This window comes from Bacillus paranthracis (genome assembly GCF_024296885.1).
In the GTDB taxonomy this organism is placed as follows: Bacteria; Bacillota; Bacilli; order Bacillales; family Bacillaceae_G; genus Bacillus_A; species Bacillus_A paranthracis.
In genome coordinates this window covers 1,980,989-2,001,581 of sequence record NZ_CP101135.1, presented here as the reverse complement: position 1 = coordinate 2,001,581, position 20,593 = coordinate 1,980,989, and the positions used below count along the sequence as shown (strand labels likewise).

Sequence of the window (20,593 nt, the reverse complement as noted above, 5' to 3'; positions counted from 1 at the left end):
AGTGACTGTTTTCTTAACAATCTGTATCATTGCCTGTTTCATTATTTCATTTCTAGCTTTTATTTATCCTATTATCCCGGGCATCCTAGCTGTCTGGGCTGGATATTTCATTTACCATTTTGGTATAAATGGCGGAGAACTAACGATTTCTTTTTGGATTATTCAAGCTATTTTCACACTATTCATTTTCGTTGCTGATTTTATTGCAAATGGATATTTCTTAAAGAAATACGGTAGTTCTAAATGGGGCGAACGTGTCGGAATGATTTCGATCATTGCCGGATCTTTCTTCTTCCCACCATTCGGACTTATTATCATACCGTTCTTAGCGGTATTTATAACCGAATTAATGCATAAAAAAGCGCCAAAAGACGCTTTTCTAGTAGGAGTTGCTACTGTAGTTGGTTTTTTAAGCAGTACAGTAGCCAAAGCCATTCTCCAAATCATTATGATTATCATATTTGTATGTTATATCGTCTTTTAACCATCCCAATTTCGGGATGGTTTTTTAATATGAAATACCTACCCGGCTATTCTCATATTTGTTTTCACTACACAGATTCCATGTAAATTGCGCTGTATCACCAACTGTTATTTTTGCTCCTCCTTCTGGTAATACATCTTTTTCAGTTCGATATATACCTGTCACATCACCGTCAATTAAATGCGTCGGACAAACGACCGTCCAGCATAAATTACTACTACTAAGTATCTTATATGCAGCTAAATGATCTTCTGCTGCTGTTGTCGACTTTCTCTTTGATTCCGTTGATTGAAAACGATATAAATTTAGATTTGTTCTTGCTTGTAAAATACCGGCTGTTCCTATTGTAATGATTTTACGAACTCCTTCTTCTTCCATTTTCTTTATAATTTGTGGCATACTCTTCGCTAACGTCCCATTTTGATCCGTTCCAAGTGCACTAATTACTATATCGCTTCCTTTTATCGCTTTCTTTATATCATTTTCATTTAATACATTACCTTCTATAACTCGTAATCTTTCATGATGTATTTCTACTCTACTTGAATCACGCGCTAATGCAGTCACTTCTGCTGAATCTTTTAATGCTAATTTAATTATGTTTGAACCTACTCGCCCTGTTGCTCCCAATATACATGCTTTCATTTGTTTTCCCCCTCTTTCATTCTTTCTCTATTTTTCAATAATCTCAATCAATTTACAACAAAAAAGCTTCCTCACATAAAAGAGGAAGCTCTATTATTACATTATTTCTTTTCTTTAGAATCCGTAGACTTCTCAGTTCCACTTGTTTCTTTATCCTTTTTATCCTCTTGTTGTGTTGTTGTATCGTCCTCTTTCTTCTTGTCCTCACCTTTACTACAACCTACCATTAATAAAGAACTTGCAAGTGCCATAGCAGTTAATGATTTAACCCATTTGTTCATTTGCGTTTCCTCCTTTTGATAGAATATGTACAATCCCATATTACTCTCTATTTTTAAAGGAAAGATTGAAAAATAGTAAATAAACGGTAAATATTTGTAAATTTTCCGATAATAAATATGTACATATATTCATTTTTCTCCACGAAAAGTAAAAAACTAAGGCGCCTATCTTTCCGCCTTAGTCTCTTATGCAAATTTCTCATTTTCATATACATGTTTAATCTTATACTCTTTCTTCACGACATATTGCCATACACTATAAGCATAACGATTCATTTTCAGGAAGCAGTTTTCTAAAAACGAGCGAAATTCTGGATTTGCAACTTCAACTGCCACTTGAGCAAACTTTAACGCTAACCGTTTCAAATGCGAAATATAACAAGTTGCAATATAAATATCACCTGTATATTTACTATCAGTTTCCTTTTCCATTTCATGAAAATGAAATGAAATTGGTTCACAAGTTATATGCTGTACATTCTCTCCTTCTTGAAAATTCACTTGTTCATTATATGCTTGCAACATATATGGTAAATGATGCTGTAATAGCTCCTTTAATTCTTCGTCTCTTACCTGTCCTGTATACTCCCCAACCTTATATATAAGCATATAACTATACCTCATCAATTCTTTCATACAATCCATGAAAGTGCCTCCCTACTTTTTGTCTATATGCTATAAATATGATGCTATAACATTTGCTATTCTTGCTAAAAACCAATCCCATTTACTAATTTTCTCAAAATCTTCTTCCGAAAATCTTTTTGATTTATGGAAGTCTTCTTTTAGTCGATCCCATACGTCAGCAACAACTGTTTTATCATATACGACACAATTAGATTCACAATTTAAATAAAAACTTCTATTATCAAAATTCGCTGTACCTATATCAACAATTTCTCCATCAATGATTGTTACTTTCCCGTGAAAAAAACCATTCCGATATTGATAGATCTCCGCTCCAGCATGGTTCATCTCTCTCAAATACGGATAGGCAGCTTGTTTTAACAATACTGCATCACTTTTAAATGGTACGAGAATTTTCACATTGACACCGCGGTTTAATGCACCTTTTAACTCTTTCATCATTTCTTTACTTGGTACAAAATATGGTGTAGCAATAATTAAAGACTTTTTAGCCTGCTTTAAAAACGCTCCATATTTTTCCCATAACCCTTTTCCATCTGAAAATAAATATTGATATTTTACATTCCCAATTGCAGGTAGACTTTCATGTACAGGCATTTTTTTTCCCGTATCTTCTTTCCAGTCAGCAGCAAATTTTCTTTCCATATCCGTGGCACCATTCCCCTTAACTCGCACATGATAATCACGCCACTGGCCAAATTTCGGATCTTGTCCAAGGTATTCCTTTCCGATGTTAAAGCCGCCGATATATGATACTTTTCCGTCTATCGTAACAATTCGTCTATGATTTCGCTGATGCAACGAATAGAATAAATGTTTCAATTTAGGTTTTTTACTAAACGTAAACTGGACACCATTGCTTTGTAGTTGACGAATTACCTTTTTCTTCAGCTTATATCCACCTATTCGATCGACTGACAATTTCACTTCTACTCCGCTAGATGCCTTTTTCTCGAGCAACTGCAAAAACTCTTTGCTTATTTCATCTTTACCTACAATATAAAAATGGATATATATGTACTTCTCCGCATTACGTATATCCTCAAATAAATTCGTATATAACTCTTCACCGTTCGTATACAGTTGAAATTCACCTAATCTAACTTGTCCTACTTCATATTCACTAGCCATTTTTTTCCCCATTTCCACATCGATGTTCATCCAAATGAATACACCTATTACACAAAGGATTACAACGAAAAAGTGTTTCATGGATATTTTCCTTTCTCCACTTACTGTTATTTCTATATCTTCCCTTTTTTAATACAATATCATTCAAGAAAATATGTCATTGCATGATATATGTCCATATCAAACGATAGCTCATTTGCATATTGTATGTTGTATCTTAAAATAAAAGGAGGAAATAACAATGGGCTTCGCACATGGTAATGGATTCGCGCTATTAGTCGTATTATTTATCCTCTTAATCATCGTCGGTGCTGCTTGCTTCTGCTAAGTAGTTATTGTCACATGATATGCGGATAGAAAAACTATAAAAGCGGACACCTATTTTTAGGTGTCCGCTTTTCATATGAAGAACATTTCGCTCTGTTATAATACCTTTAACAACTAAATATTCAATTCAAAAAGTTAGTAATGTAGCTACTTTCTTACTCTCTGCCTTACGTATATGACGTTGTTCTGCACGTAACACTGCAATGCGATGTAATTCTTTCTCTTCTTCTGTTTCAGGGATTACTCGCGGCACAGGAACTGGATTATTTTCCTTACTCAGTGCAACAAAAGTAACAAAAGACGTTGCTGCGATACGCTTCTCACCTGAAATTAAATCTTCCGCTACTACCTTCACAAATACTTCCATAGAAGTTCTACCCGTCCAAATTACGAAGGATTCATAACTAACACAATCTGAAGAGCGAACTGGATGTAAAAAATCAACCCAATCCATAGAGGCTGTTACACATTCTTTTCTTGCATGCCTCGTTGCTGAAATAGAAGCAACCATATCCATCTCGGCTAATATCTTTCCACCAAATAACGTGTTATGATCATTTAAATCTGTTGGAAATACTCGGCTCGTTTTGAACACCCTTGATTCATTGGCTGTTTTCCCCTTTACTTCTGTCATTGTTATCACCCCTTTAATGATGTATCCCTAATATCTCAATAATCACTATACTAAATGAACTACACGTTTAATATTAACAACATTCAGAACTCTTAGTCCATAAAAAAGAACCGATGTTATCAATCGGCTCCTCTAAATACATATTGCTCTTTCGGTTGTTCAACTTTATTCCATTTCGTTACTTCTAAAACAGGAATGTTCGCATGGAATGGCTGATAAAACTCCGTTGATATTTCTCCTTCAACTTGAATCCAATCATCATTGGTCCATTCTACCCCTTCTGGCTTTTTCACTAACATACCATATACACCAGAATCCGCTACACAATGTATAATACCGAAACGGAATAAGAAATATTGTTCTTTTTTAGAAGAATCATCTTTGAAAACAAACCCTTTAAAAGATAATTTCTTCCCAGTAAACTCGCCAGGATAATTATAAATTGTTTCCATCCCTTTTAAGAAATCTTCATCTTTTAAAGCAATACTATCTTTCGTAACAAACTCTTTTTTCCCTTTTTCCATTACACCACGATATCCTTCTTTCCCGTAATAAATGCTCGTATCAGGTCTTAGAAATTGCCTTGTCATAAATGGATCTTTACTTTCTGCTTGTGCTACTGGAAAATGAAACCCTTTTGCCTTAACAATATCTGAATCTAACGTTGCAATCGGGAAAAACAAACCTGAGACTATCGGAAAACAAAACAATGTATACGAAAATGCTTTTTTCCACCAAGTATTTTCATCTTTCGAATGATCATGCCCGCAATGGCTATGATTACAACCACAATTATGCTGTTCTCTTTCTTTTTGATGTTCTTTTTGGAAAACGATTATAATTTGAACAACAGTTAAAAAACCTAATATAATAGCTGCTGTTTTTGATAAGTAGGCATACTTCATATTAATATACTTCGTAATATTACCTGAAATATGAAGCTGCGCGATTAAGATTGTAAAACCTAATAATATATATGCTCGAAACATAACCTACCACCCCATCGCATAAATGAGTAGTGAGCTTGCATAAACAACAACTGTAACTGTAACTGTAACGACAATTACAAATTTTGTTTTAAATGTCGCAAGCATCATAAACATATTTTTAATATCCACCATCGGTCCATATACGAGGAACGCGACAAGTGATGCTGTTGAAAATGTACTTTGGAATGACGAAGCAATAAATGCATCTGCTTCTGAACAAAGTGATAAAATGTAAGCAAGTCCCATCATAACAGCTGGTGAAGAGAACGGCCCTTGTCCTATAGCAAGAAGTGTTGAAGTTTGTACGAACGTTTGAACTGCAGCTGCAATTAATGCACCTAATACTAAATATTTTCCCATCGAGAAAAATTCCTCAACAGCATGCGTACATACATCCCACATTTTTTTACGTAATGGACGCTTATGATTCACTTCTGGGAAGTGATCATCTCGTAATTGATGTTCTTTAAACATAAATGATAATATAATTCCAACAATGATTGCTACGATAATCGCTACAATAGAACGATACCATACCATGTGCATACTACTTCCAAAGGCAACGTATGTTGCAAATAATACGACCGGATTAATAATTGGACCAGTTAACATAAATGCAATCCCGGCATATGGCGGAACCCCTTTTCCAATTAATCGCCTAACAATCGGAACGATTCCACATTCACAACCTGGAAACATCATCCCTAAAAAAGTAGCCATTAAAACAGACAGAAATCGGTTTTTCGGCATCCATTTTGCTACCATATCTTCTGTCACAAACATTTGAATGAATCCTGAAATAAATACACCAATGAGCACAAAAGGAAGTGCTTCGATCAATATGGAGATAAAGATTGTATTCATTTGCAGGAATGCTTTCGGTAATTGAAACAATTCCATGATGTATTTCCTCCAACTTTTCATTAACAATATGTAATTTTAACCCCATTTTATTGATTGGACAAGACTTATACGGAATTCATCCCTTTCATATACATTACATTTTATAAGTTATATTCTATTCAAAATTTGGGATTTCATAGCAAAAAAGCTGCTCTAGCGCAGTTACACAACTATGCTAGAGCAGCTTTCTTATCGTTAAAAGTAACGTTTCTTCCAAAATACAAATGCTAAAGCGCAAGATAATGTTGCACATATTATGAGTACAATTACAAAACCTTGAGCCTCACCTTCAAATGGAACCTTTACGTTCATTCCGAAGAAACTAGAGACCATTGTTGGTAATGATAAAATGATTGTAATAGACGTTAACAGTTTCATAACACTGTTCAAATTATTCGATATAACAGAGCTAAAAGTATTCATCATTCCACTTAGAATATGACTATATATTTCCGCCATTTCAATAGCCTGTTTATTTTCAATTAATACATCTTCTAATAAATCTTGATCGTCTTCATACATTTTTAAAAATGTACTGTTACGCATTAATTTTTGAATTACAATTTTATTCGCCTTCAATGATGTTGTAAAGTATACTAAACTTTTTTCAAGACCTAGCAATGTGAAAATCTCTTTATTTTTCATCGACTTATTTAATTGATGCTCTAAATCGATTGTTTTTCTGTTAATTTGCTTTAAATATCTTAAATAATAAGTAGAAATCGTATATAAGAGCTGAAGTGCAAAGCGTGTCTTTTTAAACGTATAAAATTCTTTAATACGTTGATTAATAAAACGTTCAAAAATTGGATTTTCCTCTAAACAAATTGTCACAAAACAATCTGGCATTACAATCATACCTATTGGAATCGTGTCATAAATCGAATTTCCTTCTTCATCATGTCTAACTGTTGGAATATCCACGATTATTAAAGTATTATTGTCTTCCTTTTCAATACGAGAGCGTTCTTCATCATCTAAAGGGTCTTTAATGAAATCTAAGTCTACATTTAAAGTTTGTACTAGATATTGAATTTCTTCTTCCGTTGGATGAAGTACATTAATCCAGCAACCCTTTTGCATTTCCTCAACCTCTTGTAGTTTTCCGTTTCGGTCTGTTAAATAAATATTTAACATACTATCACCCCGATTCTTTTTACATGTAGGAATCTACCTCTCTTACATAACAGTTTTTGAACCGCCATTCTCAGCATATGAAACATACGTTTAAATTTCAATAGAAAAATTATTTTGAAAACGTTTTTATAAGAAAAATATTATAAAGTGAAACTTTAATCAGTGGGGGGCTTCATCCCCCCACTGATTTTCAGCCCTCACCAATCGGGCTTTTACGGGCAGCCCGCCCCCAACCAAACTTCTTTTCTTTCGCTGAATTTTGAGGTGAGGATCTTACTGCCCATTAAAGCGGGATAAACAAAGAAAAAGACAGAGTGCTCTCTGCCTTAAAAAGCTTATGTTGCCTTTATAACATATTTAGAAAGCATCCACAAGTTAAAGCCAACTGAAATCGTATAACCAGCGTATGTTGAAATAATAAAACTTACATAATCAAAATACGGAAGCAATACAATATTTAAAACTATCTTCACAATAATGCCAATCACTAACCCTAGCACTGTTTTCTGTTGTTGATTAATTCCTTGCAACATTGCAGCCGTTACTGTAAAAAGCGAAAATAGTATACAAGCAGGAGCGTAATACTGTAAAATAACGCTTCCCATATCCGGATCATTTCCGGCACCAAATAAAAGAGTATACACTGGTTTTGCTAACACCATCATTCCAATTGCCGCGGGTACCGTAATACCTACTACTAATAGATTCGTCCTCGTAAAATGTTTGTACAGTAACTTCACATTTCCTGCTGTATAAGCTTTTGTCATCTCAGGTACGAGTGACATACTAAAAGCAGTCGCAACGGAAACTGGGATAAGTACAACCATCTGAACAAGTCCAATTATCGCATTAATCTTCTCCGCTTCTCCTTGCATATATCCTATTTGTATAAGTAATTTATTAATTGTAAATGTGTCAATCGTCTGATACAACGGAATTGCTAAACCAACCACAACAAATGGTATTGAATATGTAAAGAGCTCCTTATATAGTGAAAAAAAAGATTTCGTTGTTTGCGGTATACTTGCCATTTCTTTTTTCTTTAAGTGCTTTCTCCTCCTTATGTAATACGCACTTAAAACAGTTAGTCCACCTATCGCTCCCATAAAAGCACCGAACGTTGAAATACCAACAGCTAGTGAGATAGAAGCTTTTAAAACATATAAAACGACAAAGCTTCCTATCAAGATGGTTAATACCCGAAAAAATTGCTCTACAACTACACTTAGAGCAGAAGGCCCCATCGATTGAAACCCTTGAAAAAAGCCCCTTAATAAACTCATTACTGGTACGAGTATTAACGCAAAACTTACAATTTGAATATTAGTAGTGACCGCCGCTACACTATTCCCCGTTTGATCATTTCCATCGATTACAAGTTTAGCCAAATGCGGAGCTAGCATATATAACGTAAAACACGAAATAACTCCCATTATAAACATAAAAACAATTCCACTTTTCAACACTCTCTTAACCGTATGATAATCATTTAATTGATCATATTTTGATACCATCTTTGAAACTGCAAGTGGTAGTCCCATCGTCGCAATGCTAAGCATAATTGTATATGGACGATAAGCATACGTGTATAAAACGTACCCACTCGTACCGACCATAGCTGTAAATGGTATAACATATATAAACCCTAACATTTTAGATATCATCGTTGCCATTGTTAAAAATATCGTTCCACGTATAAACGGTGACCCTTTCATCACATTCCTCCGCTACGCTTTATTATTACACATTATGGACAACTCCTTTTTTTTAGAACCAAAACAAATAAAAAAGCCAATGAAAAATCATTGACTTTAACGCGCTGCTTTTTTCTTTTTGAAATACTTTAAACCGAAGTATAGAGCAACAAAGAGAACCGCTCCTATAATTATGTAATGTGTGTAATCAGATGCATACTCTTTAATATGTCGCCAATTTCCACCAAGCTTTTCACCTAAATATATAAATAGTATTGACCACGGAATAATCGCAACTACTGTATACAGTGTGAATAGTTTTAATGGCATCTTTGCTAATCCTGCTGGAATAGAAATTGCATGACGTACGACTGGGATAAAACGTGCCGAAAAGATTACTCCTGCTCCGTAACGCTTAAACCAATTTTCTGCTATGTCTAAATGGTGTTTATTAATAAGCAGATACTTCCCATATTTCTCTACAACTGGACGTCCACCATAGTATCCAAGCCAATATAAAAAGATTTGGGCTAAAGTACCACCGATTGTTCCAGCAATAACTGCACCGACAAAGCTAATTTTACCATCTGCGACTAAAAAGCCAGCATACGAAAGTACAATTTCACTTGGGATAATTTCAATCATTAAAGCTAGCGCTACTCCAAAGTAACCTAAACTTGCAAAAAATTGCAATAACTGATCTATTATGCTTGCTAACATTTTATTTCCTATCTCCTTTTTTCTTCACATACCATCCCATTATTACATAAAGGTTGCATTCTGCCAATATCTTCATGCCGACAATATCACAGGCATACGCATTATTAATCTATTAATATTTCTTTCTGAGGTTCTTTTATGTAGGCAAACATTTGTTTAATTTGCTCTTCTGTATTTCTAGCAATCGATAAATTAGGCAATTCATTTTCACCAAAAAACTCCACATCATCTGTTTCAATACTAGTTTTCTTTTCACCACCAATAATTTTACAGCCAATAAAAATTTTATATACATGCGTTGCTGAAGGCGATGGTTGATGTTTTTCTTTATCAAATATAGCTAGTAACTTAAAATGATCTACCTCATAACCTGTCTCTTCGAAAACCTCTTTTGCTGCTACTTCTGTCGGCGTATAACCGATATCAGCCCATCCACCTGGCAATGCCCATTTCCCATCACTTTTTTCTTTCACAAATAATAACTTTTCATTTTGAAAAATGACTGCTCTTATATCGACTTTAGGTGTTTGATAGCCTGTCTCACTGGCAAATAACTTCTCTACAACTTCCCAATCTGTCTTTGTATAATGTGACATCATCGAAATGGAAATATCCCGTAATTGTTGGAAACGTTCTATATCATACACATCCTTAGAATACGTTAAACCCGCTTGAGCTATAGATTGTATTTGTTTTACCCAATCAATCCATTTTACCGTCATGTTTCCACATCTCCATCCTTTATTAAGTATATATTACGCCAATTCTACCAATACATCTTTATTATACAAAAAAAGAGATTGATAATGTTCCAATCTCTTTCAAAATTAATCCAATTCATGTAAATGATCTTGTATATACTTTCTTCTTTTATTTATATATTCCTCAATCATATCAGCTTCTTGATCAAATATTTCTAATTTTTCTTTCATATATGGATCTTGTAGTAAATAAGGACGAATCGACTCACACAAACTTTTTACTTTCGGCATCATAAATGAAACGGTAAATTGTTCTTCTAATATTTCTTCCAAAATACCTCGGTATTGCTTTCTAAATACAGGTATATCTAACAATCTTGCACTTAACGTGTTATAACCTTGAATACGAATATATTCATGATTAAGTGGTCTCCCTTGTACATCTCGCCCCCAAGTCGCATCATAATCCCACGGTATTACTTCAAATAAATTTGTTTCATCATTATGATATAGTGCATAGTTATGAACGAAACCATCAAAGTTTTGTGTAAAAATAACGCCAGCTAACCATCGTAAATATTTATCAACATGCAAAAACTTCCCAATTTCTTTTTCATAAGATTCCCTCGACAAAGCGTTCGCTTGAAATACAAATTCACTCAGCTGTTCTTCACTATTTTCATTCGAGTATTTAAATTCATAACCCGCAAAGAGCTCGGTCTTAACATCTTTATCTCTCTCACTCATTAGAGAAAAATTCGCATCATCATCTATCGCATAATAAATAGAACCACTCGGTAATCCTCTATTTTTCAAAAAATTTTCATCAACTGATTCTAACTGTAAATATACACCTTGAATTTGACCATTAATTTTTATAAACACATGTTGTGATTTCGGTGAAAGTACACCAATATCATGAAAAAAGTCTAAAGATAATTTATTTCGTATGAGAGACGGATCCATAAACTCAGAATTTAAATGAATCTCTTTCGCACCTTGAAATTTTTTAGGCTTATAAAACATAACATGATAAGATTTTTTCTCAAATTCACGAATATGAGCACCACGGTATACGATATCAATATCATACTTCTTTTTTCCATAAGTTAATTTTGCTGGTACTGGACTGTCTGACCAAATGTCTTTTTTCAATTCCACTAAGTACATTGGATGAATAAAAAAATCATATGAAGGTAGCATGTTTTCTCATCCCTTCTCAGTTCTCTTCATTCAATGTATGCAACTCGCCTTGTCCATACATCCGCTATCATCTATTTATATAAAATTACACTCTTGTCCTGTTCAGAAAGATACCTACATACATATCCTGTTAAGGAAAAAGAATACCTTTTCAACTTAATACATGATAAGGAGGATTTCTATGAAACGTGATATTAGAAAAGCGGTTGAAGAAATCAAAAGTGCTGGGATGGAGGATTTCTTACACCAAGATCCAAGTACTTTTGAATGCGATGATGATAAATTCACTCATCATACTTGTACAACTGGATGTAAATGTACAACTGGGGGTAAATGTCCAAGAACAAGATGTACTCGCGTGAAACATTGTACGTTCGTTACAAAATGTACGCATGTGAAAAAATGGACATTTGTTACAAAATGTACGCGTGTTCGCGTTCAAAAATGGACGTTCGTTACGAAAGTGACGCGTAGAAAAGAATGCGTTTTAGTTACAAAACGTACTCGCAGAAAACATTGTACATTCATTACAAAATGCATACGCTTTGAAAAGAAATTTTTCTGGACTAAACGAAGTTTCTGTAAAAAGTGCGAATTCTTCCCGCATAGACACGGCGGCTCTTGCGATGATTCATGCGATCATGGTAAAGACTGTCACGATGATGGACACAAATGGAATGATTGCAAAGGCGGACATAAATTCCCATCTTGCAAACACAAGAAATTTGATCACTTCTGGTATAAAAAACGTAATTGTTAGTTTTTATGCCTACAAAAAAAGGCCGTTTTGCGGCCTTTTTTACGTTTATCCCGCTTTATTGAAAATGACTTATATCTGCAAATTGCTTCACTTCACCTTTACCATCTTCAAATTCTATTATACTGAGACTAGCACTATGCATAAATGGATCATTCCACACATTTTCTATTTCAATACCCGCAAAATGTCCTACAAGTAATTTTGCTGCTGCCGCATGGGTGACAATTAATATACTTTCTCCTTTATGCTTTTCCAAAAGAAGCTGCATCCCCTCAATTACCCTTTTATGAACAGCCTCAAAATTTTCTCCTGATGTTGACTGAAAAAGATGTGGTTCATACCAAAATAACTGTATGTCGTCTGGGTATTGCCTTTCTATATCATCAATTGTCTGTCCTTCCCATATACCCATGCTAATTTCATAGAAATGCTCATCCGCGATTATCGGTATATCACGTTCTCCCTTTATTAACTCTGCAGTATGAAGGGTTCTTTCACTCGGACTACTATAGATCGCATGAATAGATAAATCTTTCATTCGCTCTCCTAATTGCTTAGCTTGCAGTATACCATTTTCAGTTAAAGCAGAATTTTTTCGTCCTTGCATTCGCTTCGCTACATTCCATTCCGTTTCACCATGCCTTGTTACATATACCGTTGTCTTCACTTCAATTCCCCCTTACCATGTTGGCCGTAATTCCCACGGTTCTACTCGTCCTACAATCCATTCATCACATTTACTTTCAATTCCTTTTATTACTCCATCCGATATTTCTTCATGAGTAAGCCATCTTCCGTATGTATCTTCTAATATAAAACCTAAAATTATTCTATGATAGCTACATCGCTTACCCCCTATTTTGTGTGAGGCTATTCTCGACGCTTTACTGCCTAAAATATGAAAAACGTCGTATGTTTCAGACAACAAGTCTAATTCTCTACAAATAAGTGATAACGCATCTTTTGCACTTGAGTGTATCCATGCGACAACCGATGTTATTGGGCCATTCCTCTCAATTGTGTTTTTAATAGCTAACTTTACACCGTCATCATTATGATAATCTAACGGAAGGCATGTGATACTTTCAGGTGTAGTACTCTCCCGTTTAACATTTTCTAATTTCACTTCATCTCTTCCAATAATAGAAACATGAAACCCTTGCTCACAAAGCCATATAGAAACCCTCTTTAGCATTCCTGTTCCACCAATTACTAGCGCATGCAACTTTCTTTGCCCCCTTAATAAAACGTCATATGAGGTTTACCTTCCCTATAATAATTAAGCCTGTCTTGCAATGTCCCTGAATGAAACTCAAATTTGTGGCCGTCAGGATCAACAAAATAGATAGATTCACAATCCCTTACATCACGTTCTCTTCCTTGTAAAATATGAACATCATTTTCTTCTAATCGCTGCAGTAGACGTTCAAAGTCTTTCTGTTCAACAGAAAACGCAATATGTGTATAAGATTGATGAATCTCGTTTCTTGGAATATGTATTTCTTCATTAAGCGCTATCCATACTCCACATATATTAAAATATGCAAGTTTTCTTCCTCTAACTAATAATTCTCCTTCCAATACTTTTTCGTAAAATGTAATAGAATCTTCTAAATTAGATACTGAAAAACAAAGATGATTGATTCCTTTTAACAACTCTAATTCCTCCTATACAAATAAAAGATGAGCGAAAATTCACTCATCTTTTATTATACTATTTTTTTGTAATATATGCCCATTTATAACTGAAGTCCCCACCAAACGTATGATTTGCAATACCTTTTACGTATGGTTTCTCTAAGTATGCGGTACTTTGTTGGTACGTAGGAGAAATGGCAGCATCTTGACCAATTAAGATTTTTTCCGCTTCTGCAAGTGCATTCCAGCGTGCTTTATCATCTTTTAATAGTTCTCCTTTTGATTTCGCTACTAACTCATCATACTTCGGATTAGAATAGTCCATTTCATTAAATGAGCTTCCAGTAACAAACATATCAATATAAGTCATTGGATCTGGATAATCTGGACTCCATGCAGATAACGAAAATTCATATTCAAATTTCTTTTCTAAATCCAACTTCTGCTTATATGGCTGTTGTTTTAAATTCACTTTAATACCAGGTAAATTTTTCTCTAACTCTTCTTTAATAAAGTCTCCTACTTTTTTACGACTACCGTTATCATCATTTAGTAATTCGACTGTAATTGTATCTTGGCCAAGTTCTTTCTTTGCTTCTTCCCATAATTTTTTCGCTTTTGCTGCATTATCTTTACTGTCACGGAAATTTTTATTTACAGTACGGAAATCTTTGCCATCAGGTCCTGTCGTAAATTTTTCAGGTACTAAGAAATATGCTGGCAATGATCCGTCATTTAAAATAACATTTGCAATTCCTTTTTTATCATATGCTAGATCAATTGCTTCACGAACCTTTTGGTTTTTAAACGTTGCATTTTTTTGGTTAAATCGTAAGAAATACATACGCGGATCTAACTTCGTTTTAAATTCATCTGGCTTATTCTTTTTATATTTATCAACAAATTCAGAAGTTAAAATAACACGGTCCGCTTGATCACTATCATATAAATTTACTCCTGTGCTTGTTTCCTTCACAATATTCACATTAATTTCTTCTAACTTCACAGTATCTTTATCCCAATAATTAGGATTTTTCTTTAACTGATAACTTCTTTCATGTTTCCATTCACTCATCGTAAACGGTCCATTATATAATAATTTATCTGCTTCTAATCCGTATTTATCTCCTTGTTCTTTCACATATTTTTCATTTAAAGGGAAGAATGTTGGGAATGAAGTAAGCTCAAGAAAATATGGTGCTGGTTGTTCTAATTCTACTACTAACGTTTTATCATCCTTCGCTTTCACTCCTAATTGATCTAACGGTAACTCTCCTTTATTTACTTTCTGTGCATTTTTCACATCAAATAAAATAAATGCATACTCAGCTGCCGTTGCTTTATCTAATGTACGTTGCCATGCATATACAAAATCTTGCGCTCGAACTGGATCACCATTTGACCATTTTGCATCACGTAATTCAAATGTATATGTCTTTTTATCTTCACTAATTTTCACGTCTTTTGCCATACCTGGAGTTGGTTTATTATCCTTATCTAAACGATATAATCCTTCCATTGCATTTACAAAGGCACGGAATGATACAGAGTCTGTTGATTTTGACGTATCCATTGAAGGAATTTCTGCTGTTTCTAGTAAGTTTAATACTTGCTTATCCGCTGCTCCCTTACCTGCTTCTTTCTTCGTTGTAGATGCCTTCTCCCCATTTCCGCAACCTGCAACTAATACACTAGTCGATAATGCAACTGCAGCAATCGTTGTTACCTTTCTCTTCATTGTTCCTTCCCCCAATCTATATGTATAAATGAAAGCCAGTATAATACATATTATTATACAAAAGATTCAGATTATTTCAAATATTATTTTCGTATATACAAAAAAAGAAGCGGATAGAGAGCTCTACTATCCACTTCTTTTACTTGTAATCCATCCTCTATGTCAAATGGATTTTGAACTTTAAATATTTCGTCCATTATCTTTAAAAATTCTTCCTCATTTTTAGATTCGCCATTAATCATAAGTGAGTACGGCTCAACCTCACCCAATTTATAATCAACAATAAATTGGATCGTAACCTTTTTCTTCGACATATCCGGACTATCCCCTTGGAATTCTACCAATTCTAATCCTTCCGTGCCACGATAATATGCCCAACCCGGATTTCTAAAATAATTTTCAAACGATTCACCAATGGAAAAGAACGGATATTCATATAGCGAGCTTGTACGAACTTTTTGAATAATATCTCGATCAGTCGGGAAAAAGAAATGGCTGAAAAAAATACTAGCAACCGCTAAAATCGTAACGATTGTTGCTCCCATTTTACTCGTCCCCCCCCTATCACGAATAAGGTACTTTTCAACCGATTCATCTTGAATTTCTCTTGCTTTTATTCGATATATACGCCTTTCTGCAAATTGATAATATAATCCATTCGCAAAAATCGCCATTCCAAATAAAATAAAAACGAGTAATAGAAACGTAAGAGGCACCATATTAATGATCGGCAATGCTACGTTGAAGCCCATATAATAAGAAAACGCATCACACGCTAATAATAACACTACAAATAAAGCTGCAGGTAAATAATACTTACGATATCCGAGCCAACCTACATTGAAAATAGCTGCCCAACCATTCCAGCTCCACCTAGCAATCCGCTTTTCTTCAAGCTCCCATTTCCTTTTGTAATACGGATATTGTCTCCCTACATATACTTCTAATTCCTTGTCTATTAGCGAACTTCCTTCACTCTGTTCAGTATGCAAAGTCCGCTGGCAACTTTCACAATTCAGCTGATTTCCCTCGCAAAGTTGCCCACAATTTATACATTTCAAAACAATCCCTCTTCCCATCCATACGTCATTTCAAAATACCTTCATGTTTTAATAACCACTCTTTCCTCCATAAACCGCCCGCATACCCAACAAGTTTCCCGCTCTTTCCTATTACACGATGACACGGAACGATTATTGAAATCGGATTGCGACTATTTGCTCCTCCTATTGCTCGTACAGCTTTCGTATTTCCGACTTTCTCTGCAATATCTAAATATGAAGCACTTACGCCATAAGGAATCGTATAGAGCGCATCCCATACATTTTTTTGAAATGCTGTTCCCTCAGGAGACAACGGGACTGCGAACTCTTTTCTATTCCCCTTAAAATATTCATCGAGCTCATTTATACATTGATCTATCATTTCATTTTTATGTTCTTCTTGTCTCTCATCAACAAATATAACAGACGTAATTCCTTTATCGTTCGCTGTAATTTCTAGCAAGCCTAATTCACTTTCATAATAAGCTTGGTACATATGTCATCCTCCAATTCAATTCATATTCATTATTGTAACACGAATAGACAAAATTTTTCGTATAAGCGTTTTATTCGAGAAACAAAAACGAGAATGATACAATGTAAGAAAATTCAATCTAGGAGGCTATTGGATGAATTACAAACTTTTTTCACCTTATACAATTAAAGACGTTACATTAAAAAACCGGATTGTTATGTCACCTATGTGCATGTATTCATCGAAAAACGAGGATGGCCAAATAACGAATTTCCATCTTATTCATTATGGAACAAGAGCTGCTGGTCAAGTTGGTTTAGTTATGATTGAAGCAACAGCCGTGTTACCTGAAGGTCGAATTTCAAATAAAGACTTAGGCATTTGGGATGACAGTTTAATTGAAGGCTTACATAAAGCGACAACTTTTATACACGATAATGGTGCAAAAGCTGCCATTCAACTCGCTCATGCTGGAAGAAAAGCAGAATTAGAAACAGATGCGTTAGCTCCTTCAGCCATTCCATTTAATGAAACAATGAAAATGCCAATAGAAATGAGCAAACACCAAATTAAAGATACTGTATTAGCTTTTCAGCAAGCTGCAGTACGATCCAAACAAGCTGGATTTGACGTTATTGAAATACACGGTGCTCACGGTTATCTTATTAATGAATTTCTTTCTCCACTTACCAATAAGCGGACTGATGAATATGGTGGTTCACCTGAAAATCGATATCGTTTCTTACGCGAAATCATTGAATCGATAAATGAAGTTTGGAACGGACCGCTATTTGTTCGTATTTCAGCAAATGATTATCATCCTGACGGGTTAACAGTTCAAGATTATGTACAATATACAAAATGGATGAAAGAACAAGGAGTAGATTTAATCGATTGTAGCTCTGGGGCTGTTGTACCTGCGCGCATCGATGTTTACCCTGGGTATCAAGTACAATATGCTAAACATATTAAAGAGCATGCTAACATTGCAACTGGTGCAGTTGGATTGATTACGACCGGGGCACAAGCAGAGCAAATTTTAAATAATAACGAAGCAGATTTAATTTTTATCGGACGTGAGTTACTTCGCAATCCTTACTTCCCAAGAATAGCCGCCAATGAACTTGGCTTTGAATTAGAAGAACCGTATCAATACGAGCGAGCGCCTGGGAAAATCAGTACAAATAAATAAAACCGAGAAGCTCTTCTTCTCGGTTTTATTTATTCTATCGTTGTAATTTCATTCGAATTATAAATGTGGATACCTGATTCTTCTCGCAATGCAGTTATATACATCCCTTTTGCCACATCTTTAGCGGAAATTGGTTTATACTTTTTGAAGGCTCCTTTAAATATAAAAGGAATCATACGAGATAATTTTTCCGCCATTCTTTCACCAAAGCGAAATTCTTGTCGATTTCCTACTAATAAAGATGGCCTAAAAATGTGAATACCACCAATTACTAACTTTTGCAATTCCTCTTCCATTCTTCCTTTCACTTGTGAATAAAAGAAAAACGATTTAGGATTCGCTCCCATTGAGGACACAACAAGGAAATTTTGCACCCCTTGTTTTTCAGCTAAACAAGCCGCTCGTAACGTATATTCATAATCTACCTTTTTGAAATTAGCTTTCGTTTTTGCTTTTTTGATTGTTGTTCCTAGACAACTAAATACGTCATCTACAGCAAAGAACTCTTTATATTCCTCTAATGCCAAATAATCTACTTGCTTTTGCTGTAACTTTTCATGTTGCCATTGCATTGGTTCTCTTACAAAAATAGTAACCGAATCGTAGTAATCTGATTCAAGTAATAGACGCGTTATCTCTTGCCCAACTAAACCACTTGCACCAAGCACTAACGCTGTTCGCTTATTCATATATGCATATACCTCTTATTTTACTTTTCTCTCCTTTAGTAACATACAACTTTTAGGAGTTTCCTTCTCTCATTTTACCACAAGTAAAGCACTATGCGTACGCATAGTGCTTTACTCACTCTTTTTTCTCATCTTTCTCTCGTAATTTTGTTACGGTTGATGCATCTCCTAAATTACTTATTAATCTTCTTAAAAAAATTAAGACTACGGCTAATGGTAATACTACCGCTAATATCAATAAAATAGCTTCCATTAAGTAACCCAAACACTCAGCCCCCTCTACACCCTCCTTTCATATATATGAACACAGCGTTGTCACATATGCATGTATTCGCAAAAATAACACACCTATATTTGACAACTTTATAACAAAATCAAATCGGAATGATTATTATTTATTGCAACTTTATAAAAGATGTATTATACTAAGTTCGCAAACTAAAACGTAATTATTCCGTTTTGTATTAAAATGATATGTTTCTTCTATAATTGGGGAAAATATATCCGTAAAAAAAGAAAAGAGGAGAACTTCATGCCTAAAAGATTGACTATATTTTCATTCTTACTTATTTTCACTTTAATTTTTACTGGCTGCTCAAATACAAAAGAAGGTAATGCCAAGAAAGAAGGAAAGCTAACTGTTTATACAACTATTTTTCCTCTTGCAGATTTCGCAAAAAAAATTGGTGGCGACTATGTAACTGTTGAAGCAATTTATCCGCCTGGTGCCGATTCTCATACATTTGAGCCAAGTCAGAAACAAACAGTACAAGTTGCAAAAGCCGATTTATTCGTTTATAACGGTGCTGAATTAGAACCATTTGCTGAAAAAATGAAAGAAACATTACAAAAAGAAAACGTTAAAATTGTAAATGCATCAAAAGGTATTGAACTGCGTACTTCTACTGAAGAAGAGCATCATGATCACGGAGACGGCCATAAAGAGGATGAACATCATCACGATAAAGACCCACACATTTGGTTAGACCCTACTCTAGCAATGAAACAAGCAGAAAAAATTAAAAATGCACTTGTAGCACTACAACCTGACCATAAACAAGAGTTCGAAAAAAACTTTGCAGCACTTCAAACAAAATTTACTGATTTAGATGATCAATTTAAAGCAGCAGTTGCGAATGCAAAAACGAAAGATATTTTAGTTTCTCATGCGGCTTATGGGTACTGGGAACAACGCTATGGCCTGAAACAAATTGCTATCGCCGGTATTTCAGCTTCTGATGAACCATCTCAAAAACAACTTGCTGACATTACAAAAACAGTAAAAGAACATAATCTAAAATATATTTTATTTGAAACATTTTCTACTCCAAAAGTAGCATCCGTTATTCAAAAAGAAACAGGTACAAAGATTTTACGCTTAAATCACTTAGCTACTATTTCTGAAGACGATGCGAAAAATAATAAAGATTACTTCACTTTAATGGAAGAAAACGTAAACACATTGAAAGAAGCTACTAACTAACCAACTTTTGATAAGAAGCTGAATACGACATTCAGCTTCTTTTTTATGTGTTTCTGCTTGACTTGACCAAAATAACAA

25 protein-coding genes are annotated in these 20,593 nt (G+C 34.5%); 5 read left to right on the top strand and 20 right to left on the bottom strand.

Going from position 1 to position 20,593, the window contains the following annotated elements:
- Position 1: 1 nt before the first annotated feature.
- A complete protein-coding gene (locus NLJ82_RS10165) occupies positions 2 to 484 on the top strand; it encodes a DUF456 domain-containing protein (RefSeq protein ID WP_000215659.1) in 483 nt (160 codons plus the stop codon).
- 24 nt (positions 485 to 508) lie between these two features.
- On the opposite strand, the gene NLJ82_RS10160 is transcribed toward NLJ82_RS10165, so the two are convergent.
- The 4 genes from NLJ82_RS10160 to cls all read right to left on the bottom strand — a co-directional run bounded on the left by NLJ82_RS10160 (position 509) and on the right by cls (position 3,270).
- A complete protein-coding gene (locus tag NLJ82_RS10160) occupies positions 509 to 1,129 on the bottom strand; it encodes an NAD(P)-dependent oxidoreductase (RefSeq protein ID WP_000642472.1) in 621 nt (206 codons plus the stop codon).
- Positions 1,130 to 1,230: 101 nt separating this feature from the next.
- Positions 1,231 to 1,410 carry a hypothetical protein gene (locus NLJ82_RS10155; RefSeq protein ID WP_001045960.1) on the bottom strand — a complete coding sequence of 60 codons (180 nt, stop codon included), beginning with the start codon at positions 1,408 to 1,410 and terminating at the stop codon, positions 1,231 to 1,233.
- A gap of 186 nt (positions 1,411 to 1,596) precedes the next feature.
- Entirely contained in the window at positions 1,597 to 2,055 is a 459-nt protein-coding gene (locus NLJ82_RS10150) for a spore coat protein (RefSeq protein WP_000340559.1), read from the bottom strand.
- A 30-nt stretch (positions 2,056 to 2,085) separates the two neighbouring features.
- Complete coding sequence (gene cls, locus NLJ82_RS10145; protein ID WP_000680144.1) at positions 2,086 to 3,270, bottom strand: cardiolipin synthase; 1,185 nt, start codon at positions 3,268 to 3,270, stop codon at positions 2,086 to 2,088.
- Between the two features lie 160 nt (positions 3,271 to 3,430).
- Here cls and NLJ82_RS10140 point away from each other — a divergent pair, with 160 nt between their 5' ends.
- Positions 3,431 to 3,517 (top strand): YjcZ family sporulation protein, encoded by an 87-nt coding sequence (locus NLJ82_RS10140; protein WP_000505094.1) that lies wholly within the window; start codon positions 3,431 to 3,433, stop codon positions 3,515 to 3,517.
- A gap of 126 nt (positions 3,518 to 3,643) precedes the next feature.
- Here the strand turns inward: NLJ82_RS10140 and NLJ82_RS10135 are convergent, their stop codons facing one another.
- From NLJ82_RS10135 to cotH, 8 genes are all read right to left on the bottom strand, one after another.
- Complete coding sequence (locus NLJ82_RS10135; protein ID WP_000141167.1) at positions 3,644 to 4,150, bottom strand: acyl-CoA thioesterase; 507 nt, start codon at positions 4,148 to 4,150, stop codon at positions 3,644 to 3,646.
- A 119-nt stretch (positions 4,151 to 4,269) separates the two neighbouring features.
- Complete coding sequence (locus tag NLJ82_RS10130; protein WP_000488038.1) at positions 4,270 to 5,139, bottom strand: TIGR03943 family putative permease subunit; 870 nt, start codon at positions 5,137 to 5,139, stop codon at positions 4,270 to 4,272.
- Positions 5,140 to 5,142: 3 nt separating this feature from the next.
- Positions 5,143 to 6,039, bottom strand: coding sequence for a permease (locus tag NLJ82_RS10125; RefSeq protein WP_000418725.1), 897 nt, complete (start codon positions 6,037 to 6,039; stop codon positions 5,143 to 5,145).
- Positions 6,040 to 6,237: 198 nt separating this feature from the next.
- Entirely contained in the window at positions 6,238 to 7,179 is a 942-nt protein-coding gene (locus NLJ82_RS10120; RefSeq protein ID WP_000932394.1) for a magnesium transporter CorA family protein, read from the bottom strand.
- A 335-nt stretch (positions 7,180 to 7,514) separates the two neighbouring features.
- Positions 7,515 to 8,894, bottom strand: a complete 1,380-nt coding sequence (locus NLJ82_RS10115) for a putative polysaccharide biosynthesis protein (protein ID WP_000678836.1) — start codon at positions 8,892 to 8,894, stop codon at positions 7,515 to 7,517.
- A 96-nt stretch (positions 8,895 to 8,990) separates the two neighbouring features.
- The gene (gene uptA, locus NLJ82_RS10110) at positions 8,991 to 9,593 is read right to left on the bottom strand and encodes an undecaprenyl phosphate transporter UptA (RefSeq protein ID WP_000881208.1); all 603 of its coding nucleotides are present in this window, start codon (positions 9,591 to 9,593) and stop codon (positions 8,991 to 8,993) included.
- 104 nt (positions 9,594 to 9,697) lie between these two features.
- Positions 9,698 to 10,315, bottom strand: a complete 618-nt coding sequence (locus NLJ82_RS10105) for an NUDIX hydrolase N-terminal domain-containing protein (protein WP_000216911.1) — start codon at positions 10,313 to 10,315, stop codon at positions 9,698 to 9,700.
- A gap of 105 nt (positions 10,316 to 10,420) precedes the next feature.
- Positions 10,421 to 11,497 carry a spore coat protein CotH gene (cotH, locus tag NLJ82_RS10100; RefSeq protein ID WP_000937985.1) on the bottom strand — a complete coding sequence of 359 codons (1,077 nt, stop codon included), beginning with the start codon at positions 11,495 to 11,497 and terminating at the stop codon, positions 10,421 to 10,423.
- A 181-nt stretch (positions 11,498 to 11,678) separates the two neighbouring features.
- Here cotH and exsB point away from each other — a divergent pair, with 181 nt between their 5' ends.
- On the top strand, positions 11,679 to 12,257 hold the full coding sequence (gene exsB / locus NLJ82_RS10095; RefSeq protein ID WP_000817501.1) for an exosporium protein ExsB: 579 nt from the start codon (positions 11,679 to 11,681) through the stop codon (positions 12,255 to 12,257).
- Positions 12,258 to 12,312: 55 nt separating this feature from the next.
- Here the strand turns inward: exsB and NLJ82_RS10090 are convergent, their stop codons facing one another.
- The 6 genes from NLJ82_RS10090 to NLJ82_RS10065 form a co-directional block, all read right to left on the bottom strand.
- Complete coding sequence (locus NLJ82_RS10090; RefSeq protein ID WP_000859183.1) at positions 12,313 to 12,924, bottom strand: phosphoserine phosphatase 1; 612 nt, start codon at positions 12,922 to 12,924, stop codon at positions 12,313 to 12,315.
- A 12-nt stretch (positions 12,925 to 12,936) separates the two neighbouring features.
- Positions 12,937 to 13,482, bottom strand: coding sequence for a short-chain dehydrogenase (locus tag NLJ82_RS10085; RefSeq protein ID WP_000543144.1), 546 nt, complete (start codon positions 13,480 to 13,482; stop codon positions 12,937 to 12,939).
- A 14-nt stretch (positions 13,483 to 13,496) separates the two neighbouring features.
- A complete protein-coding gene (gene fosB / locus NLJ82_RS10080) occupies positions 13,497 to 13,913 on the bottom strand; it encodes a FosBx1 family fosfomycin resistance bacillithiol transferase (protein WP_000911693.1) in 417 nt (138 codons plus the stop codon).
- 58 nt (positions 13,914 to 13,971) lie between these two features.
- Positions 13,972 to 15,633 (bottom strand): peptide ABC transporter substrate-binding protein, encoded by a 1,662-nt coding sequence (locus NLJ82_RS10075; RefSeq protein WP_000824546.1) that lies wholly within the window; start codon positions 15,631 to 15,633, stop codon positions 13,972 to 13,974.
- Positions 15,634 to 15,716: 83 nt separating this feature from the next.
- The gene (locus NLJ82_RS10070) at positions 15,717 to 16,694 is read right to left on the bottom strand and encodes a DUF2628 domain-containing protein (RefSeq protein WP_002081340.1); all 978 of its coding nucleotides are present in this window, start codon (positions 16,692 to 16,694) and stop codon (positions 15,717 to 15,719) included.
- 25 nt (positions 16,695 to 16,719) lie between these two features.
- Positions 16,720 to 17,172 (bottom strand): methylated-DNA--[protein]-cysteine S-methyltransferase, encoded by a 453-nt coding sequence (locus NLJ82_RS10065; RefSeq protein ID WP_000283890.1) that lies wholly within the window; start codon positions 17,170 to 17,172, stop codon positions 16,720 to 16,722.
- Positions 17,173 to 17,305: 133 nt separating this feature from the next.
- Here NLJ82_RS10065 and namA point away from each other — a divergent pair, with 133 nt between their 5' ends.
- Positions 17,306 to 18,343 carry an NADPH dehydrogenase NamA gene (gene namA, locus NLJ82_RS10060; protein WP_001107021.1) on the top strand — a complete coding sequence of 346 codons (1,038 nt, stop codon included), beginning with the start codon at positions 17,306 to 17,308 and terminating at the stop codon, positions 18,341 to 18,343.
- Between the two features lie 29 nt (positions 18,344 to 18,372).
- Here namA and NLJ82_RS10055 read toward each other — a convergent pair whose 3' ends face one another.
- Both NLJ82_RS10055 and NLJ82_RS10050 read right to left on the bottom strand, forming a co-directional pair.
- Entirely contained in the window at positions 18,373 to 19,032 is a 660-nt protein-coding gene (locus NLJ82_RS10055; protein ID WP_001042754.1) for an oxidoreductase, read from the bottom strand.
- A gap of 115 nt (positions 19,033 to 19,147) precedes the next feature.
- Complete coding sequence (locus NLJ82_RS10050; protein ID WP_000540927.1) at positions 19,148 to 19,297, bottom strand: hypothetical protein; 150 nt, start codon at positions 19,295 to 19,297, stop codon at positions 19,148 to 19,150.
- 267 nt (positions 19,298 to 19,564) lie between these two features.
- Between NLJ82_RS10050 and NLJ82_RS10045 the strand changes: the two genes are divergently transcribed.
- Positions 19,565 to 20,515 carry a metal ABC transporter substrate-binding protein gene (locus NLJ82_RS10045; RefSeq protein ID WP_001126177.1) on the top strand — a complete coding sequence of 317 codons (951 nt, stop codon included), beginning with the start codon at positions 19,565 to 19,567 and terminating at the stop codon, positions 20,513 to 20,515.
- The last annotated feature ends 78 nt before the right edge of the window (positions 20,516 to 20,593 follow it).